14 protein-coding genes are annotated in these 16,678 nt (G+C 59.8%); 6 read left to right on the top strand and 8 right to left on the bottom strand.

The window, feature by feature from the left end:
* Positions 1-4: 4 nt before the first annotated feature.
* Together fabB and DU29_RS0117420 are read left to right on the top strand one after the other, a co-directional pair.
* Positions 5-1,225: a beta-ketoacyl-ACP synthase I gene (gene fabB / locus DU29_RS0117425; RefSeq protein ID WP_028622823.1), complete on the top strand. Its 1,221-nt coding sequence runs from the start codon at positions 5-7 to the stop codon at positions 1,223-1,225.
* Between the two features lie 444 nt (positions 1,226-1,669).
* Positions 1,670-1,891, top strand: coding sequence for a hypothetical protein (locus DU29_RS0117420; protein WP_028622822.1), 222 nt, complete (start codon positions 1,670-1,672; stop codon positions 1,889-1,891).
* Between the two features lie 140 nt (positions 1,892-2,031).
* On the opposite strand, the gene DU29_RS0117415 is transcribed toward DU29_RS0117420, so the two are convergent.
* From DU29_RS0117415 to DU29_RS0117375, 8 genes are all read right to left on the bottom strand, one after another.
* Entirely contained in the window at positions 2,032-2,574 is a 543-nt protein-coding gene (locus DU29_RS0117415; protein WP_028622821.1) for a DUF2058 domain-containing protein, read from the bottom strand.
* A gap of 28 nt (positions 2,575-2,602) precedes the next feature.
* Positions 2,603-3,436 (bottom strand): nucleoside triphosphate pyrophosphohydrolase, encoded by an 834-nt coding sequence (gene mazG, locus DU29_RS0117410; RefSeq protein ID WP_028622820.1) that lies wholly within the window; start codon positions 3,434-3,436, stop codon positions 2,603-2,605.
* Between the two features lie 124 nt (positions 3,437-3,560).
* Complete coding sequence (gene relA / locus DU29_RS0117400) at positions 3,561-5,804, bottom strand: GTP diphosphokinase (protein WP_028622819.1); 2,244 nt, start codon at positions 5,802-5,804, stop codon at positions 3,561-3,563.
* A 76-nt stretch (positions 5,805-5,880) separates the two neighbouring features.
* Positions 5,881-7,281 (bottom strand): 23S rRNA (uracil(1939)-C(5))-methyltransferase RlmD, encoded by a 1,401-nt coding sequence (gene rlmD, locus DU29_RS0117395; RefSeq protein ID WP_028622818.1) that lies wholly within the window; start codon positions 7,279-7,281, stop codon positions 5,881-5,883.
* Complete coding sequence (gene cysM, locus DU29_RS0117390; protein WP_028622817.1) at positions 7,281-8,183, bottom strand: cysteine synthase CysM; 903 nt, start codon at positions 8,181-8,183, stop codon at positions 7,281-7,283. The genes rlmD and cysM overlap by 1 nt, the downstream gene beginning before the upstream one ends.
* Before the next feature lie 108 nt (positions 8,184-8,291).
* Positions 8,292-9,314 (bottom strand): PDDEXK nuclease domain-containing protein, encoded by a 1,023-nt coding sequence (locus tag DU29_RS0117385; RefSeq protein WP_028622816.1) that lies wholly within the window; start codon positions 9,312-9,314, stop codon positions 8,292-8,294.
* A 216-nt stretch (positions 9,315-9,530) separates the two neighbouring features.
* A complete protein-coding gene (locus tag DU29_RS0117380) occupies positions 9,531-10,937 on the bottom strand; it encodes a sensor histidine kinase (RefSeq protein ID WP_028622815.1) in 1,407 nt (468 codons plus the stop codon).
* On the bottom strand, positions 10,924-11,646 hold the full coding sequence (locus DU29_RS0117375; protein WP_028622814.1) for a response regulator transcription factor: 723 nt from the start codon (positions 11,644-11,646) through the stop codon (positions 10,924-10,926). The genes DU29_RS0117380 and DU29_RS0117375 overlap by 14 nt, the downstream gene beginning before the upstream one ends.
* Before the next feature lie 213 nt (positions 11,647-11,859).
* Here DU29_RS0117375 and DU29_RS0117370 point away from each other — a divergent pair, with 213 nt between their 5' ends.
* The 4 genes from DU29_RS0117370 to DU29_RS0117355 all read left to right on the top strand — a co-directional run bounded on the left by DU29_RS0117370 (position 11,860) and on the right by DU29_RS0117355 (position 16,539).
* Positions 11,860-14,610 (top strand): response regulator, encoded by a 2,751-nt coding sequence (locus DU29_RS0117370; RefSeq protein ID WP_028622813.1) that lies wholly within the window; start codon positions 11,860-11,862, stop codon positions 14,608-14,610.
* Positions 14,611-14,630: 20 nt separating this feature from the next.
* Positions 14,631-15,623, top strand: coding sequence for a 2-hydroxyacid dehydrogenase (locus DU29_RS0117365; protein ID WP_028622812.1), 993 nt, complete (start codon positions 14,631-14,633; stop codon positions 15,621-15,623).
* 77 nt (positions 15,624-15,700) lie between these two features.
* On the top strand, positions 15,701-16,135 hold the full coding sequence (locus DU29_RS0117360; protein ID WP_028622811.1) for a hypothetical protein: 435 nt from the start codon (positions 15,701-15,703) through the stop codon (positions 16,133-16,135).
* Positions 16,135-16,539, top strand: a complete 405-nt coding sequence (locus DU29_RS0117355) for an META domain-containing protein (protein ID WP_028622810.1) — start codon at positions 16,135-16,137, stop codon at positions 16,537-16,539. The genes DU29_RS0117360 and DU29_RS0117355 overlap by 1 nt, the downstream gene beginning before the upstream one ends.
* The last annotated feature ends 139 nt before the right edge of the window (positions 16,540-16,678 follow it).

The raw sequence follows: 16,678 nt of genomic DNA, 5'->3' as shown, positions 1-16,678 counted from the left end.
CCGCATGCGCCGCGTCGTTATCACTGGTCTGGGCATCGTTTCGTGCCTGGGCAATGACAAAGAGACCGTCTCCGCTAACCTGCGTGCAAGTCGCCCTGGCATCCGGTTCAACCCGGAATATGCTGAAATGGGTCTGCGTAGCCAGGTTTCCGGCTCCATCGACCTTCCCCTCGAAGAGCTGATCGATCGCAAGATCTATCGCTTCGTCGGCCACGCGGCGGCTTACGCCTACTTGGCCATGAAAGATGCCATCACTGACTCCGGTCTGACCGATGAGCAAGTCTCCAACCCTCGCACCGGCCTGATTGCCGGCTCCGGTGGTGCTTCCACGCTCAACCAGATGGAAGCGCTGGACATCCTGCGCGAGAAGGGCGTTAAGCGCGTCGGCCCATACCGCGTAACGCGGACCATGAGCAGCACCGTTTCCGCTTGCCTGGCCACGCCGTTCAAGATCAAAGGGCTGAACTATTCCATCGCTTCTGCCTGCGCCACCAGTGCCCACTGCATCGGTACCGCCATGGAACAGATCCAGATGGGCAAGCAGGACATCGTGTTCGCCGGCGGCGGTGAAGAAGAGCATTGGAGCCAGTCGTTCCTGTTCGACGCGATGGGCGCACTGTCCAGCCAGTACAACGAAACCCCGGAAAAAGCTTCCCGTGCCTACGACGCCAAGCGTGACGGTTTTGTCATTGCCGGCGGTGGCGGCATGGTCGTGGTTGAAGAGCTGGAACACGCACTGGCCCGCGGCGCGAAAATCTACGCAGAGATCGTTGGCTACGGCGCGACTTCCGACGGCTACGACATGGTCGCCCCAAGCGGCGAAGGCGCCATCCGCTGCATGCAGATGGCGATGTCGACCGTCGACGCACCGATCGACTACCTCAACACCCACGGCACTTCGACTCCGGTCGGCGATGTTGCGGAGATGAAAGGTGTGCGTGAAGTGTTCGGCGACAAGGCTCCGGCGATCAGCTCCACCAAGAGCCTGTCCGGTCACTCCCTGGGCGCCGCCGGCGTACACGAAGCGATCTATTGCATGCTGATGATGGAAGGCAACTTCATGGCGGGCTCCGCCAACATCGACGAGCTGGACCCGGAAGTGGCTGACATGCCGATCCTGACCAAAACTCGCGAAGACGCCACCATCAACACCGTGATGAGCAACAGCTTCGGTTTCGGTGGCACCAACGCCACGCTGGTTCTGAAGCGCTGGTCGGGTAAGTAATACTGCCCTGCTCCGCTGCACATGAAAACGCCCCGACTGGTTCGGGGCGTTTTTTTTGTGCCTTGAGAAAATGAGTTCACCTCAGCTCCCGTAGCAGCTGGCGAAGCCTGCGTTCGGCGACGCAGTCGTCGTGAAATCAGCTACTTCGATGAATCAGGCAGACCGCATACACCGCATTTACGACGACTGCGTCGCCGAACGCAGGCTCTGCCAGCTGCTACAAGTCGTGCGCAACCTGCAGTTTTGTTCTTCGTGAACATGAAGCTTTTGTCATGAAACTAACGGCCCTGCGACTGAATGTCGCGGATTACGCGGGCTGCAGGACTACTGCGGATTTTGCACAAAACCCTTTCAGAATCCAGCCGTTTACTAAGCAAGCTAACCAATCATATAAAAGAGGCCTGCACACGCCTGGGTGCAGGTAACCGAGATTGGAGCAAGCAGATGACTGTGAAAGTAACTGAACGCGACGATTCACACATGTCCCACGAAGGCGTAGCCGCCGGTGTGCGGATCTGGGATGTGCACCAGCAGGACATGCTGGTCGGGATGTTTCATTCCGAAACTGACGCCCACAATTACCGGGCCGAATTGGAAACACTGGAACGGCAGCGGCAACAGAACAGCGTTTTAGCGACCACAGCAGTAACAACGACCAATGCGTGAGCGCTTGTGGCGAGGGAGCTTGCTCCCGCTTGACCGGGCTGGCGCTCCAGCGCGTCGCACTCACAAAAATCGGCAATTACTGCCAGATTTCCAGGGCCGCTACGCAACCCGGCGCGAGCAAGCTCGCTCGCCACAAAGGGTTACCACATCAAATCGTCAGGGATCTGGTAAGCCGCGTACGGATCGTCTTCGACGGCAACTTCTTCCGTCTGCACATTCATCTGCACAATGCGCTGCGGATCGCGTTCCTGAATCTTCAGGGCCGCCTCACGGGGAATCACTTCGTAGCCGCCGGCATGGTGCACGATGGCCAGCGAACCGCTGCTGAGCTTGTTGCGCATCAGCGTGTTGACGGAAATACGCTTGACCTTCTTGTCGTCGACAAAGTTGTAGTAATCCTCTGTCGTCAGCTTCGGCAACCGCGAGGCTTCGATCAACTGCTTGACCTGCGCGGCCCGAGCCTTGGCTTCGGCCTTCTCCACCTGCTGGCGGTTCAGCTCCTGGTCGCGCTTGACCTTCTCGGCCATGGCTTCCTGAGCGGCACGCTGCTGTGTGTCATCGAGTTCGATCTGGCCTTTGTGGGCCAGGCGTTGCTGTTTCTGCTTGTCTTTGCCGACCTGTTTGGCCTGCTTCTGGTTGACCAGCCCTGCTTTGAGTAACTGGTCGCGAAGGGAAATGCTCATGGTGCTTATTTCTCACTTAGGCAACTGCTCAACCGCAGCTGGGCAAATTCTTTTCCTGACGTTTGGCTTCACCCCACAGGGCGTCCAACTCTTCGAGGGTGCAATCTTCCATGGGACGACCGGTGTCGCGCAATGCCTGTTCGATAAAACGGAAGCGTCTGTCGAACTTGTTGTTGGCGCCCCGCAGCGCCGACTCCGGATCGACCTTCAGATGGCGCGCCAGGTTGACCACGGAAAACAGCAGATCGCCGACTTCATCGGCAATCGCTACCGGGTCGTTGTCGGCCATGGCTTCCAGTATTTCATCAAGCTCTTCGCGTACCTTGTCCAGCACCGGCAAAGCGTCGGGCCAGTCGAAACCGACCTGACCGGCGCGCTTCTGCAACTTCGCCGAGCGTGACAGGGCCGGCAAGGCGGCGGGTACGTCATCCAGCAAGGACAGCTGTTGCGGCGTGGTGGAATTTTCGGCGCGCTCTTGCGCCTTGATCTCCTCCCAGCGCTGCTTGACCTGTTCCTCAGTCAGGCGCGGAACGTCCAGCGGCGCGTACAGATCGCCCGTCGGAAACACGTGAGGATGACGCCGGATCAGCTTGCGGGTAATGCTGTCGATCACGCCGGCAAATTCGAAACGGCCTTCTTCCCGGGCAAGCTGACTGTAATAAACCACCTGAAACAGCAAGTCGCCCAATTCGCCTTGCAAGTGTTCAAAGTCGCCGCGCTCGATGGCGTCGGCCACTTCGTAGGCTTCTTCAAGGGTGTGCGGGACGATGGTGGCGTAGGTTTGCTTGATGTCCCACGGGCAACCGAACTGCGGGTCGCGCAGGCGTGACATCAGGTGCAATAAATCTTCAAGGCTGTACATCAAAAATCCCATTCAAACGCAGGCTTTTTGTAGGAGCTGCCGGAGGCTGCGATCTTTTTTGTGGCGCTGCCGGTAGCCAGGATCAAAAGATCGCAGCCTTCGGCAGCTCCTACAGATCTACCCATCACGGCGTACGGTTACGCCGGGTTTCGATGATGTTCGGCAACTGGGAAATCCGCCCGAGCAACCGTCCCAATGCATCCAGCCCCGGAATTTCGATCGTCAGGGACATCAACGCAGTGTTGTCCTCTTTGTTCGAACGGGTGTTGACCGCCAGCACGTTGATCCGCTCGTTGAGCAGCACTTGCGACACATCACGCAGCAGACCGGACCGGTCGTAGGCGCGGATGATGATGTCCACCGGATAAGTGAGCACCGGCACCGGGCCCCAGCTGACCTGAATGATCCGCTCCGGCTCGCGCCCGCCCAGTTGCAGCACCGAGGCGCAATCCTGGCGGTGAATGCTCACGCCGCGGCCCTGGGTGATGTAGCCGACGATGGCATCGCCCGGCAGCGGCTGACAGCAGCCGGCCATCTGCGTCATCAGGTTGCCCACACCTTGAATCTGAATGTCGCCACGCTTGCCTGGTTTGTAGCCAGTGGCCTTGCGCGGGATCAGTTCCAGCTGTTCGTTGCCGCGCTCCGGCTCGACCAGTTGCTGCGCAAGGTTCACCAGTTGCGCGAGTCGCAAATCCCCGGCGCCCAACGCAGCGTACATGTCCTCGGCGGTCTTCATGTTGGCCTTTTCGGCCAGTTTCTCGTAGTCCACCGCCGGCAGACCGAGGCGACTCAGTTCCCGCTCAAGCAAGGTTTTACCGGCCGCGACGTTCTGATCACGGGCCTGCAATTTGAACCAGTGAACGATCTTCGCCCGCGCCCGCGACGTGGTGATGTAGCCCAGGTTCGGGTTCAGCCAGTCGCGGCTCGGCGTGCCGTGCTTGCTGGTGATGATCTCGACCTGTTCGCCGGTTTGCAGGCTGTAGTTGAGCGGCACGATGCGTCCGTTGATCTTCGCGCCACGGCAGTTGTGACCGATCTCGGTGTGCACGCGGTAGGCGAAGTCCAGCGGTGTCGAGCCTTTCGGCAGGTCGATGGCGTGACCGTCCGGGGTGAAGATGTACACGCGATCCGGTTCGATATCGACGCGCAACTGTTCAGCCAGACCACCAATATCACCCAACTCTTCATGCCACTCGAGGACCTGACGCAGCCAGGAAATTTTCTCTTCGTAGTGATTCGAACCGGATTTGATGTCGGTGCCTTTGTAGCGCCAGTGCGCACAAACGCCCAATTCGGCCTCTTCGTGCATCGAGTGAGTGCGAATCTGCACTTCCAGCACCTTGCCTTCAGGCCCGATCACCGCAGTGTGTAACGAGCGGTATCCGTTCTCTTTCGGGTTGGCGATGTAGTCGTCGAATTCTTTCGGGATGTGCCGCCAGAGTGTGTGGACGATGCCGAGCGCGGTATAGCAGTCGCGCATTTCCGGAACCAGCACACGCACGGCGCGAACGTCGTAGATCTGACTGAATGCCAGGCCCTTGCGCTGCATTTTGCGCCAGATCGAATAGATGTGTTTGGCCCGGCCACTGATGTCGGCATCGACGCCGGTAGCCTGCAGTTCAATCTTCAGCTGGCTCATCACATCGGCAATGAAGCGCTCGCGATCCAGACGCCGCTCGTGCAGCAGGTTGGCGATCTGTTTGTACTGATCAGGCTCGAGGTAACGGAAAGACAGGTCTTCCAGTTCCCATTTGATATGGCCGATGCCGAGACGGTGCGCGAGTGGCGCATAGATGTCGAACACCTCGCGGGCCACACGGTTGCGCTTTTCATCGTCGGCGGTTTTCACCGCGCGGATCGCGCAGGTTCGCTCAGCCAGTTTGATCAGCGCGACGCGAACGTCATCGACCATGGCAACGAGCATTTTGCGCAGGTTTTCGACCTGGCCCTGGGTGCCCAGCACCATGGACTGGCGCGGGCTCAGGCTGGCGCTGATGGCCGCCATGCGCAGTACGCCGTCAATCAGTTTGGCGACCACCGGACCAAATCGCTGGCTCACCACCGGCAGATCGATCTGGCCCTCGCGCACGCCGCGGTACAGGACCGCGGCTACCAGCGAATCCTGATCCAGTTTGAGGTCGGCGAGAATCTCGGCGATCTCAAGGCCGGTGCGGAAGCTTGATGTCCCTTCAGACCACAGATTCTTCGCCGCATTGGCCTGTTGTTCGGACACGCGGGCGAATTCGCACGCGTCTTTCAAGGCTTCGCGATCCAGTGCCAGATCGACACTGACCGCATGATCGAGCCAAGCCTCGAGATTGATACTGCCGTCGGTGTTGATCGGCTGGTGTGCTCTCACCTGTACCATCTTGCTTTACCTTCCCTACGACGCAGATTCAATGCGTCAAATCGCTGACCTTCATTGCCAGCACGCATTCGTTGGGCTAGGACGAGTGCTGCACAAGCGGGTCAGTCGGACCAGACGAGCCATCCTGGCTCGCTTCAAATAACGCCATGGCCTCGACATGTGCCGTCTGAGGAAACATATCGAGAATCCCGGCACGTTTTAACCGGTAGCCCTGCTTGGTCAATTCGACCGTGTCGCGCGCCAGCGTTGCCGGGTTGCACGACACATACACCAACCGTTTGGCGCCCATGCCCTTGAGCTTGCGCACCACCTCGAAAGCACCGTCACGCGGTGGGTCCAAGAGTACCGCAGAAAAGCCTTCCCGCGCCCATTCGGCATCGGTCAATGGCTGGGACAAATCGGCCTGAAAAAACTGAACATTATGCAAATTGTTGCTGGCAGCATTCGCAGCTGCCCGCTCGACCATTGCCTGTACACCTTCCACCGCCACTACTTCGCGAACGGCTTTGGCCAGCGGCAATGCGAAGTTGCCCAGGCCACAGAACAGATCGAGAACACGCTCGTGCGCGGCCGGCTTCAACCAGTCCAGGGCCTGGGCAATCATGGCGTCGTTGACTGCTGCGTTGACCTGAATGAAATCTCCCGGCCTGTACGCCAGGTCCAGATCCCATTGTTCCAGGCGGTAACCCAGCGACTGTTCGACGTCGACCGGTTGCGGGCCGCCATCACCATGCAGCCACAACTGGGCCTCATGGAACGCGCAGAATTCCTTGAGAATCGTCAGATCGGCGTCGGACAACGGCGCCATGTGACGCAGCAAAACTGCCAGCGAAGTGCCGCTGAACAGTTCGACGTGGCCGAGTGCTTGAGGTTTGCTCAGGCGTCGCAACATCTCCGGCAAACGGCTGATGATCGGTTGCAAGGGCTGTACCAGCACCGGGCATTCACTGATCGCAACGATGTCCTGACTGCCCGCCGCGCGAAAGCCGACTTCGAGGTGTTTCGCCTTCATGTCCCAGCGCACCGCGACCCGGGCGCGCCGACGGTAGGCGAACTCCGGACCGCTCAGCGGCGCCGCCCATTCTTCGGGCTCGACACCGGCGACCTTGAACAATTGCTCGGCGAGCATGCGCTGTTTCAGGGCAAGTTGTTCATTGTGGGGCAGATGCTGAACGCTGCAACCGCCACAGCGTCCGAAGTGCGGGCACGGTGCGGGACGGCGCAATTCATTGGCCTGAAATACCCGCTCGGTGCGCGCCTCAACCACTTTGCCGTGGGCGCCCAGCACGCGCGCTTCAATCTCTTCACCTGCGAGGGCACCGAGGACGAACCAGGTGCGCCCCTCGAAAAATGCGATGCCGCGACCGTCATTCGCCAGGCGCTCGATGCTCAGGCGCTGCTTCTTGCCGGTCGGAATCTGTGGGGTCTTGCTGCCGCCAGCGGGCTGGAAGCGCAGGCCTCTCTCGTGCTTGGCCATCAGTTGGGCGCGTCGAAAATGCCGGTCGACAGGTATCGGTCGCCACGGTCGCAAATGATCGCGACGATCACCGCGTTTTCAACTTCTTTGGACAGGCGCAGCATGGCTGCCACGGCACCGCCTGAAGACACGCCGCAGAAGATGCCTTCTTCGCGGGCCAGACGACGGGTGACGTCCTCGGCTTCGCTTTGCGCCATGTCGACGATCCGATCGATGCGATCAGCCTGATAAATCTTCGGCAGGTATTCCTGCGGCCAGCGCCGGATGCCCGGTATTGCCGAACCTTCCATCGGTTGCAGGCCGACGATCTGCACGCTATCGCTCTGTTCTTTTAAATAACGCGACACGCCCATGATGGTCCCGGTGGTGCCCATCGAACTGACGAAATGGGTGATGGTGCCCTCGGTCTGACGCCAGATTTCCGGACCGGTGCTGGTGTAATGCGCCTCGGGATTGTCCCCGTTGGCGAATTGGTCCAGTACCTTGCCACGGCCTTCGGCTTCCATTCGCTGAGCGAGGTCGCGCGCGCCTTCCATGCCTTCTTCCTGAGTGACCAGAATCAGCTCGGCGCCATAGGCGGTCATTGCTGCCTTGCGCTCGGCACTGGAGTTGTCCGGCATGATCAGGATCATCTTGTAACCCTTGATTGCGGCGGCCATGGCCAGCGCAATCCCGGTATTACCCGACGTCGCTTCGATCAGCGTGTCACCGGCCTGGATCTGCCCGCGCAGCTCGGCGCGGGTGATCATCGACAGCGCCGGACGGTCCTTGACCGAACCCGCCGGGTTGTTCCCCTCCAGCTTGAGCAGAAGGGTATTGCTGGTGGCGCCAGGCAGGCGCTGCAAACGAACCAGCGGAGTGTTGCCGACGCAATCGGCGATGGTTGGGTACTGCAAGGTCATGGCGTATTCGCAATCCAGACTGCGGGGGCGCCTATCATACCGGCAAACCCGCGCAGGCCATATCACGCAAAGTGCGGTGCTTATGGCTTATGGGAATAAGGGCAAGAATCAATCCTCCTGCGCCTGTGCAACATTCAACGCATAGAACTCGTGCAGCTTTGCTTGCAACAACTTTTTGTCCGGTAGCTGAACCTGATACTCCGCAATCAGGGCTGGAGACAGGCTGCGATTCAGGGCGTACTCGACCACTTCGTCTTCCTTGCTGGCGCAGAGCAATACACCAATGGCAGCATTTTCGTGGGGCTTGCGTTCATTGCGATCCAGCGCCTCCAGATAAAAATTCAGCTTGCCCAGATACTCCGGCTCGAAGCGGCCTACCTTGAGCTCAATCGCTACCAGACAGTTGAGCCCGCGGTGGAAGAACAGCAGGTCCAAGGCAAAATCCCTACCGCCAACCTGCAGCGGAAACTCCGAGCCGACAAAGGTGAAATCGCGGCCAAGCTCGATCAGGAATTCCTTAAGACGCGACATCAAGCCACGATGCAGGTCGGTTTCGGCATGGGTGCCGGGTAAATCGAGAAACTCGACCATGTAGGCATCGCGGAAAATGTCGAGTGCCGAGGGGTGGTTTTGTTTTAGTACGGCGGACGCTTTAGCCGGTTGAGTCACGCATCGCTCGAATCGTGCGGCTTTGAATTGGCGCTCCAACTCGCGCGTCGACCACCTTTCCTGAATGGCAAGGCGCAGATAGAACTCACGTTCTTTCGGATGCTTACTTTGAGTCAAAATGAGCAAATTGTGGGTCCAAGGCAATAGTGTCAGCAGTGCTGACACTTTTTCATCGTTGCGATATGCCTCGTAAAATTGGCGCATGCGGAACAGATTGCGTTGGGTAAAACCACGCAACCCAGGCTGAGTCTGAGCCAGGTGAAGGGCCAACTGGCTGACGACAGAATCCCCCCATTCAGCCCGCTCGATTTTGCGACTGATGTAACCGCCGACCTGCCAGTAGAGCTCAATCAAACGCGTATTTACTGCCTGTATCGCCTGTTGCTTGGCGCCATGAATCAGCGCAATCACTTCTTTGAAACGTTCATCAGATGAGCAACCGGTAACATTGGGTGCATTCATGCCTAACTCCTTGAGGATGAGTAAAGGCGAAAGCTTAACCCCCCAAGTACGCCTCAAAACGCCGTCGGTACGCTTTGGGAAATGTCGTACAAAAACACGGGAATGCTCCGGCAAAAAAAGCTGGCGCGGGAGGATCTGATGGCCTCTTCGCAAGCCAGTCGGGCCACCGATTCGCTCGTTCCTACAAAAGCAGCAGGCGTATGCAATCTACGACCGTCACACTTCAACAGCAGGAGCGACCCTGCTCGCAACCCCGGCGTCACTGCCAACCCCCTCATCCGCCACCAACCGTAAATTCACCCGCAAACCCACCCCGGTATTCTCCGCCCAAAGCCGCCCGCCCTGCCGTTGCACCGCGTTCCTCGCAATGCTCAACCCCAGCCCGAACCCACCGTCCCCCGGACGCGAACCGTCCAGCCGGATGAACGGTGAGAAGATCCGCTCCAGATCCGCCTCTGCTACCCCGCCGCCCTGATCGTCGAGCCACAGATGCCAGAAATCGCCCTCGCGCCGTCCATCCAGGCGCACGACCCCACCTTGGGGCGAATGACGAATGGCGTTGCGCAGAATGTTTTCCAGAGCCTGCGCCAAGGTGTTGAGATTGCCGCGTACCCAGCAGGAAGCCTGCACGTCGCACTGCAGCTGACGCTCCGGCCAGCAGCTTTCATAGCAGGCGTTATCGGTGAGCATTTCCCACAGTGCCTGGATCTGGATCGCTTCATCGGGCAGCGGCGCGCGTTCGGTGTCGAGCCAGGCCAGTTGCAAGGTGTCTTCGACCAGACGCTGCATGCCGTCGACCTCACGGCCGATGCGTTCGCGCAGCGGCAGCAGTGATTGTTCGCTTTCACTGGCGACCCGCAACCGGCTCAGCGGTGTGCGCAATTCATGGGACAGGTCGCGCAGCAACTGCTGTTGCAGGGCGACAGTCGATTGCAGGCGCTCGGACATTTGATCGAAAGCGCGAGCCAGTTCGCCGAGTTCGTCCGGGCGTTCGGTGGTGTGGCTCGACAATCGCACATTGAGTTGATCGGCGCGCCAGGCGTTGGCCTGTGCGCGCAGTTGATTCAACGGCACCACCAGCAAACGGTAGAGACCGACGCACAGCAACAAGGTAAACAGACCCGGAATGACGCCGTTGGTGATGACGCGCCAGAACACTCGATAGTGCCCAGGCACGAAGCGCTGCGGCAGTTCTATCACCAGGCTGCCGGCGGACGGATTATGGGGGAAAGGCACGCGCAACCACGGCAGGCCTTTTTTGTGAATGGGCCAGTCGAGCCCGCGCAAGAACGTCAGGCGCTCGATGTCCTTGTCCGTCAGCGGCCGGGCGCTGAGCGATTGCAGATCACCGCCAATGACGCCGACCCAGCCCTTTTCACGCTGGCGCATCGCCTGTAACCAATCGTCGACGCCCTCCCGCTGGCCTTGCTGCCACGCGTGCTCGGCCTCGGCGGCATAGCGCGTGAGGGTTCCGCGCGCCTCGTCCGAGAGAAACTGGTTACGCTCCTCCATGTAGCGTCCCCAGGACCAGCTCAACCAGATCATCAGCAGACAGAACGCCACCAACAGACACGCCAGCTTCCAGAACAGTGAGTGCCTGCCCGGAACGTCAGGCCATTTCATGGTCGGCACTCAATACGTAACCCTTGCCCCACACCGTGCGCACTTCCCGCTCGGTGTAGCCGATGGCTTTGAGTTTGCGGCGGATCTGGCTGATGTGCATGTCGAGGCTGCGGTCATGGGCCGCGTAACCGCGTTGCAGCACGTGCTGATAAAGGAAGGCTTTGCTCAGTACCTCATCACTGTTGCGGTGCAGAGTTTCCAGCAAGCGGTATTCACTGCGGGTCAGCGTCGTGCCGTGTTCGCCGAAAAACACTTCGAAGCGCTCATCGTCAAAACGCAGATTGTCCGCGGCGACCGCAGGCGGCTCAATCGCCGGCCGGCGATCCAGGGCGACGCGACGCAGGATCGCTTCGATGCGCACGCGCAACTCGGCCATGCTGAAAGGCTTGGGCAGGTAGTCATCAGCGCCGAGACTGAATCCGCTGATGCGATCGGCCTCGGCCCCCAGCGCCGACATCAGCACCACCGGCGTGGAATGGCTCTGCCGAAACTGCGTCAAGACTTTCAGCCCGTTGAGGCCGGGAAGCAGAATATCCATCAGCACCACATCAAAAGGCTGCTGGCGCGCAATGGCCAGACCTTCCTGGCCATTGCGGCACCAGGTCACCTGGTAGCCGCTGCGGCCCAGCTCATCGTGGACATAGGCACCGAGCACCAGGTCGTCTTCGATGGAAAGAATTCGAGGTGTACCAATAGAGATGGGATTCATGAGTATCTGCAAATAATTCTCAGTTGTGGATTATTGAAGATTGCTTCGCCTTGGGCAACCCAAGGTTTGCCCGATGCGCGAAAGCGTCGGACTGCCCGACGAATGACGACATCAATTTACGAGGATTGACCGCCGCCAAATCGCTACACTGCGCGAGTGGCGGGTGCCGGATGCACGCGCAGGTTCTTAAATGGCTGGATGCAGGAGAAAGGCGTGCTCAAGAAACTCGGAATCAAAGGCCGCGTGCTTTTGCTGACATTGCTGCCGACGAGCCTGATGGCGTTGGTGCTGGGCGGCTATTTCACCTGGACGCAATTGACGGACCTGCAGACCCAACTCATGCAGCGCGGCGAAATGATCGCCGAACAGCTGGCCCCGCTCGTGGCGCCCGCCATGAGCCACAAAAACATCGAAATGCTCGAACGCATCGCCACCCAGTCGCTGGAAACCCAGGATGTGCGCGCGGTGACGTTGCTGGCCCCCGATCGCACGCCACTGGCTCATGCCGGCCCGACCATGCTCAATCCGGCACCCGCCGGCAATGGCTCGCAATTGCTGCGGCGCAGTGGCAACGATGCGACCCGTTATTTGCTGCCAGTGTTTGGCAAGCACCGCAATCTTGCCGGTGACCTGATCCCCGAAGAAGCCGAACGGCTGTTGGGCTGGGTCGAAATCGAACTCTCGCACAATGGCATGCTGCTGCGCGGTTACCGCAGCCTGTTCGCCAGCCTGCTGTTGATCGGTGCGGGGCTGGCCGGTGCGGCGCTGCTGGCGTTACGTATGGGTCGCACGATCAATCGGCCACTGAGCCAGATCAAACAGGCCGTGGCGCAACTCAAGGACGGCAATCTGGAAACCCGCCTGCCGCCGCTCGGCAGTCATGAACTGGATGAATTGGCGTCGGGCATCAACCGCATGGCCGGCACTCTGCAAAACGCTCAGGAAGAACTGCAGCACAGCATCGATCAAGCCACCGAAGACGTGCGGCAGAATCTGGAAACCATCGAGATCCAGAACATCGAGCTCGACCTCGCGCGCAAGGAAGCGCTGGAGGCGAGCAGGATCAAATCGGAATTCCTCGCCAACATGAGCCACGAAATCCGTACCCCGCTTAACGGCATTCTCGGCTTTACGCATCTGCTGCAAAAAAGCGAGCTGACCCCGCGCCAGCTTGATTACCTGGGCACCATCGAAAAATCTGCCGACAGCTTGCTGGGCATCATCAACGAGATTCTCGACTTCTCGAAAATCGAGGCCGGCAAACTGGTCCTCGACCATATCCCGTTCAACCTGCGCGATTTGCTCCAGGACACTCTGACCATCATGGCACCAGCCGCGCATGCCAAACAGCTGGAGCTGGTGAGCCTGGTTTACCGCGACACGCCACTGTCACTGGTGGGCGATCCATTGCGGCTCAAGCAGATTCTGACCAATCTGGTCAGCAACGCGATCAAGTTCACCCGCGAAGGTACCATCGTCGCCCGCGCCATGCTCGAGGAGGAGCACGAGGACAGCGTGCAATTGCGCATCAGTATTCAGGACACGGGCATTGGCCTATCCAGCCAGGACGTGCGCGTGCTGTTTCAAGCGTTCAGCCAGGCCGACAATTCGCTGTCGCGGCAACCCGGCGGCACCGGTCTGGGGCTGGTGATTTCCAAACGCTTGATCGAGCAGATGGGTGGCGAGATTGGCGTGGACAGCACGCCCGGGGAAGGCTCGGAATTCTGGATCAGCCTGAAGCTGCCGAAAGCGCGCGACGATGCCGAAGACCTGCCTGGCCCGCCGCTGCTTGGGCGCCGGGTCGCCGTTCTGGAAAATCATGAACTGGCCCGCCAGGCACTGCAGCATCAACTGGAAGATTGCGGGTTGCTGGTCACGCCTTTCAACACCCTGGAAAATCTTACCAATGGCGTGACCGGCGCGCATCAGACCGATCAGGCCATTGACCTTGCGGTACTCGGCATCACCAGCCAAGACATGCCTCCCGAGCGCCTCAATCAGCACATCTGGGACCTTGAACATCTTGGCTGCAAAGTCTTGGTGCTGTGCCCAACCACGGAACAGACGCTGTTCCACCTGTCGGTGCCCAACCCCCACAGCCAGCTTCAGGCGAAACCGGCGTGCACGCGTAAATTGCGCCGGGCCTTGTCGGATCTGGTCAACCCGCGTCAGCATCGCAGCGAACCCGGCGAACCGATTTCCAGCCGCGCGCCGAAGGTGCTGTGTGTCGACGACAATCCGGCCAATCTGTTGCTGGTGCAGACCTTGCTCGAGGACCTCGGTGCCAAGGTGCTTGCAGTGGAAAGTGGCTATGCAGCGGTCAAGGCCGTGCAGAGCGAAACATTCGATCTGATCCTGATGGACGTGCAGATGCCCGGCATGGATGGACGCCAAAGCACCGAAATCATTCGCCAGTGGGAAAGCGAACGGCACAGCACGCCACTGCCGATCGTCGCTCTCACTGCACACGCGATGGCCAACGAGAAGCGCGCGCTGCTGCAAAGCGGCATGGACGATTACCTGACCAAACCGATCAGCGAACGGCAACTGGCGCAGGTGGTGTTGAAGTGGACCGGGCTGGCGCTGCGTGTGCAGGCGCCGGAGCGCATCAGCGACACCTCTGGCAACAACGAATTGCAGGTGCTTGATCCCGAAGAAGGTCTGCGTCTGGCGGCGGGCAAAGCCGATCTGGCGGCAGACATGCTGGCGATGTTGCTTGCCTCGCTGGAGGCCGACCGCGAAGCGATTCGTTTCGCCCGTGACACTAACGACCACAATGCATTGATCGAACGGGTCCATCGTCTGCATGGCGCCACCCGCTATTGTGGCGTGCCGCAACTGCGTGCTGCCTGCCAGCGCAGCGAAACCTTGCTCAAGCAACAGGATCCCCGAGCGTACAGCGCTCTGGAAGAATTGGACCGGGCGATCAATCGTCTGGCGTCCCATGCGCGGATCAATGCCTGACCGGATTAAATGGAGAACGCATGCGCACTATTCTTTTCAGCAGCCAGACCTACGACCGCGACAGCTTTCTCAGTGCCGACCTGCCCGCCGGGATCGAGTTGCACTTCCAGCCAACGCGCCTGAATCTCGACACCGTCGCGCTGGCCAGCGGTCACGAAGTGGTCTGTGCCTTCATCAACGACGACCTCAGCGCGCCGGTGCTCGAACATTTGGCCGCCGCCGGGACGCGCCTGATCGCGTTGCGTTCGGCCGGTTACAACCATGTTGATCTGGCGACAGCGAAACGCCTCGGTCTGGGAATCGTCCGGGTTCCGGCCTATTCGCCGCACGCAGTGGCCGAGCACGCGGTGGCGCTGATCCTGGCGTTGAACCGGCGCTTGCATCGCGCCTACAACCGCACCCGCGACGGTGATTTCAGCCTGCATGGGCTGACCGGTTTCGACTTGGTGGGCAAGACGGTCGGCGTGGTCGGCACCGGGCAGATCGGCGCGACATTCGCGAAAATCATGAACGGCTTCGGCTGCACCTTGCTGGCCTATGACCCGTATCCCAACCCCGAAGTCGAAGCGCTCGGTGCGCGTTACCTGAGCTTGCCTCAGTTGTTGGCACAGGCACAGGTCATCAGCCTGCACTGCCCGCTCAATGATCAGAGCAAACACTTGATCAACCGTGAGTCGCTGCAGCACATGCAGCCCGGCGCCATGTTGATCAATACCGGACGTGGCGGGCTGGTCGACACGCCGGCGCTGATCGACGCCTTGAAGGACGGGCAGCTGGGCTATCTGGGCCTGGACGTCTACGAGGAGGAAGCGCAGTTGTTCTTCGAGGATCGCTCCGATCTGCCGCTGCAGGACGACGTGCTGGCGCGACTGCTGACCTTCCCGAACGTGATCATTACCGCCCACCAGGCCTTCCTGACCCGCGAAGCGCTCGGGGCGATTGCCAGCACAACATTACAGAACATTGCAGCCTGGGCGGCCGGCACGCCGCAGAATCTGGTCGAGCCTGGCTGAACCGGATCGAAGGTCATTTGCCCGCGCAGTGCTGCCGTGATGTCCGTGCTAGCATGCCGCGCATATTTGGAGGACCCATGGTCGAACACGATTTTCGCTATAGCCTGATGAACCCGCAACACACCCTCACTGAATGCCGCGCCCTGGTGCCGGGGCGTTATCAAGTCACCGGCAACGGCGGCTCGATTCGCAACAATGATGTGCTGGTCGTGACCCTCAAGGGCGCCAGGGACTTGTCCATGCGACTGACCGTCGAAACGGTGCGCCATCTGATCAACCCGCCCGGTCAATGGGTTGCGGTAGCGAGTGGTCCGATGTTCGGCGAGCTGGCGATCCACACCTGGAAGGTCAATTGCGACAGCTGCGCCAAAGAGCTGAGCTTTGAATTCGCCGTGGACGCCAAGCTGGGCAACAAGGCTGAAAGACCAGCCGCCACGGCGCGCATCGCCGAGTTGGGCTGGAAGACAGTCGGCGACAAGCACCTGTGCCCGAAATGCCAGGAGCCTGCTTGATGAAACGCTTTATTCTGACCGCCATGGTAAGCGTCGGCCTGTTGGGTTGCGCCGCTGAACCGGTGAAATTGCAGCAAAATCGCAGCTATATTCTGGAATGGATCGGCGAGCGCCCGTTGATGGATTACAGCCACTTGACCATCACCTTGGGCGAAGACGGTCGGGCTTACGGCAACGGCGGCTGCAACCACTGGTTCGCGCCGTACACCTTGGAAGGCGACAAGCTGAGCTTCGGCAGAATAGGCAGCACCCGCAAGATGTGTGCGCCGGCGTTGATGGAGCAGGAACAGCGCTTCCTGCAGGCACTGGAAAAGGTTCAGCGTTGGGATGTTTCGCCCATCGACCAGATGCGTTTCTGGCCGGCTGAAGGCAAGCCGTTGCGCTGGTGGCTTGAAGAGGGTTGATTACCCTCTAGAACCCGGCATTGTTGATCCTGGCACCTGTTGGGCGCCTTATTGTGGCGAGGGGATTTATCCCCGTTGGATTGCGAAGCGATCCCCAAAAAAGGGACTGCTGCGCAGTCCAACGGGGATAAATCCCCTC

Source organism: Pseudomonas sp. Ant30-3 (genome assembly GCF_000690905.1).
GTDB lineage: Bacteria > Pseudomonadota > Gammaproteobacteria > Pseudomonadales > Pseudomonadaceae > Aquipseudomonas.
This window is presented reverse-complemented; position numbering and strand designations above follow the sequence as displayed.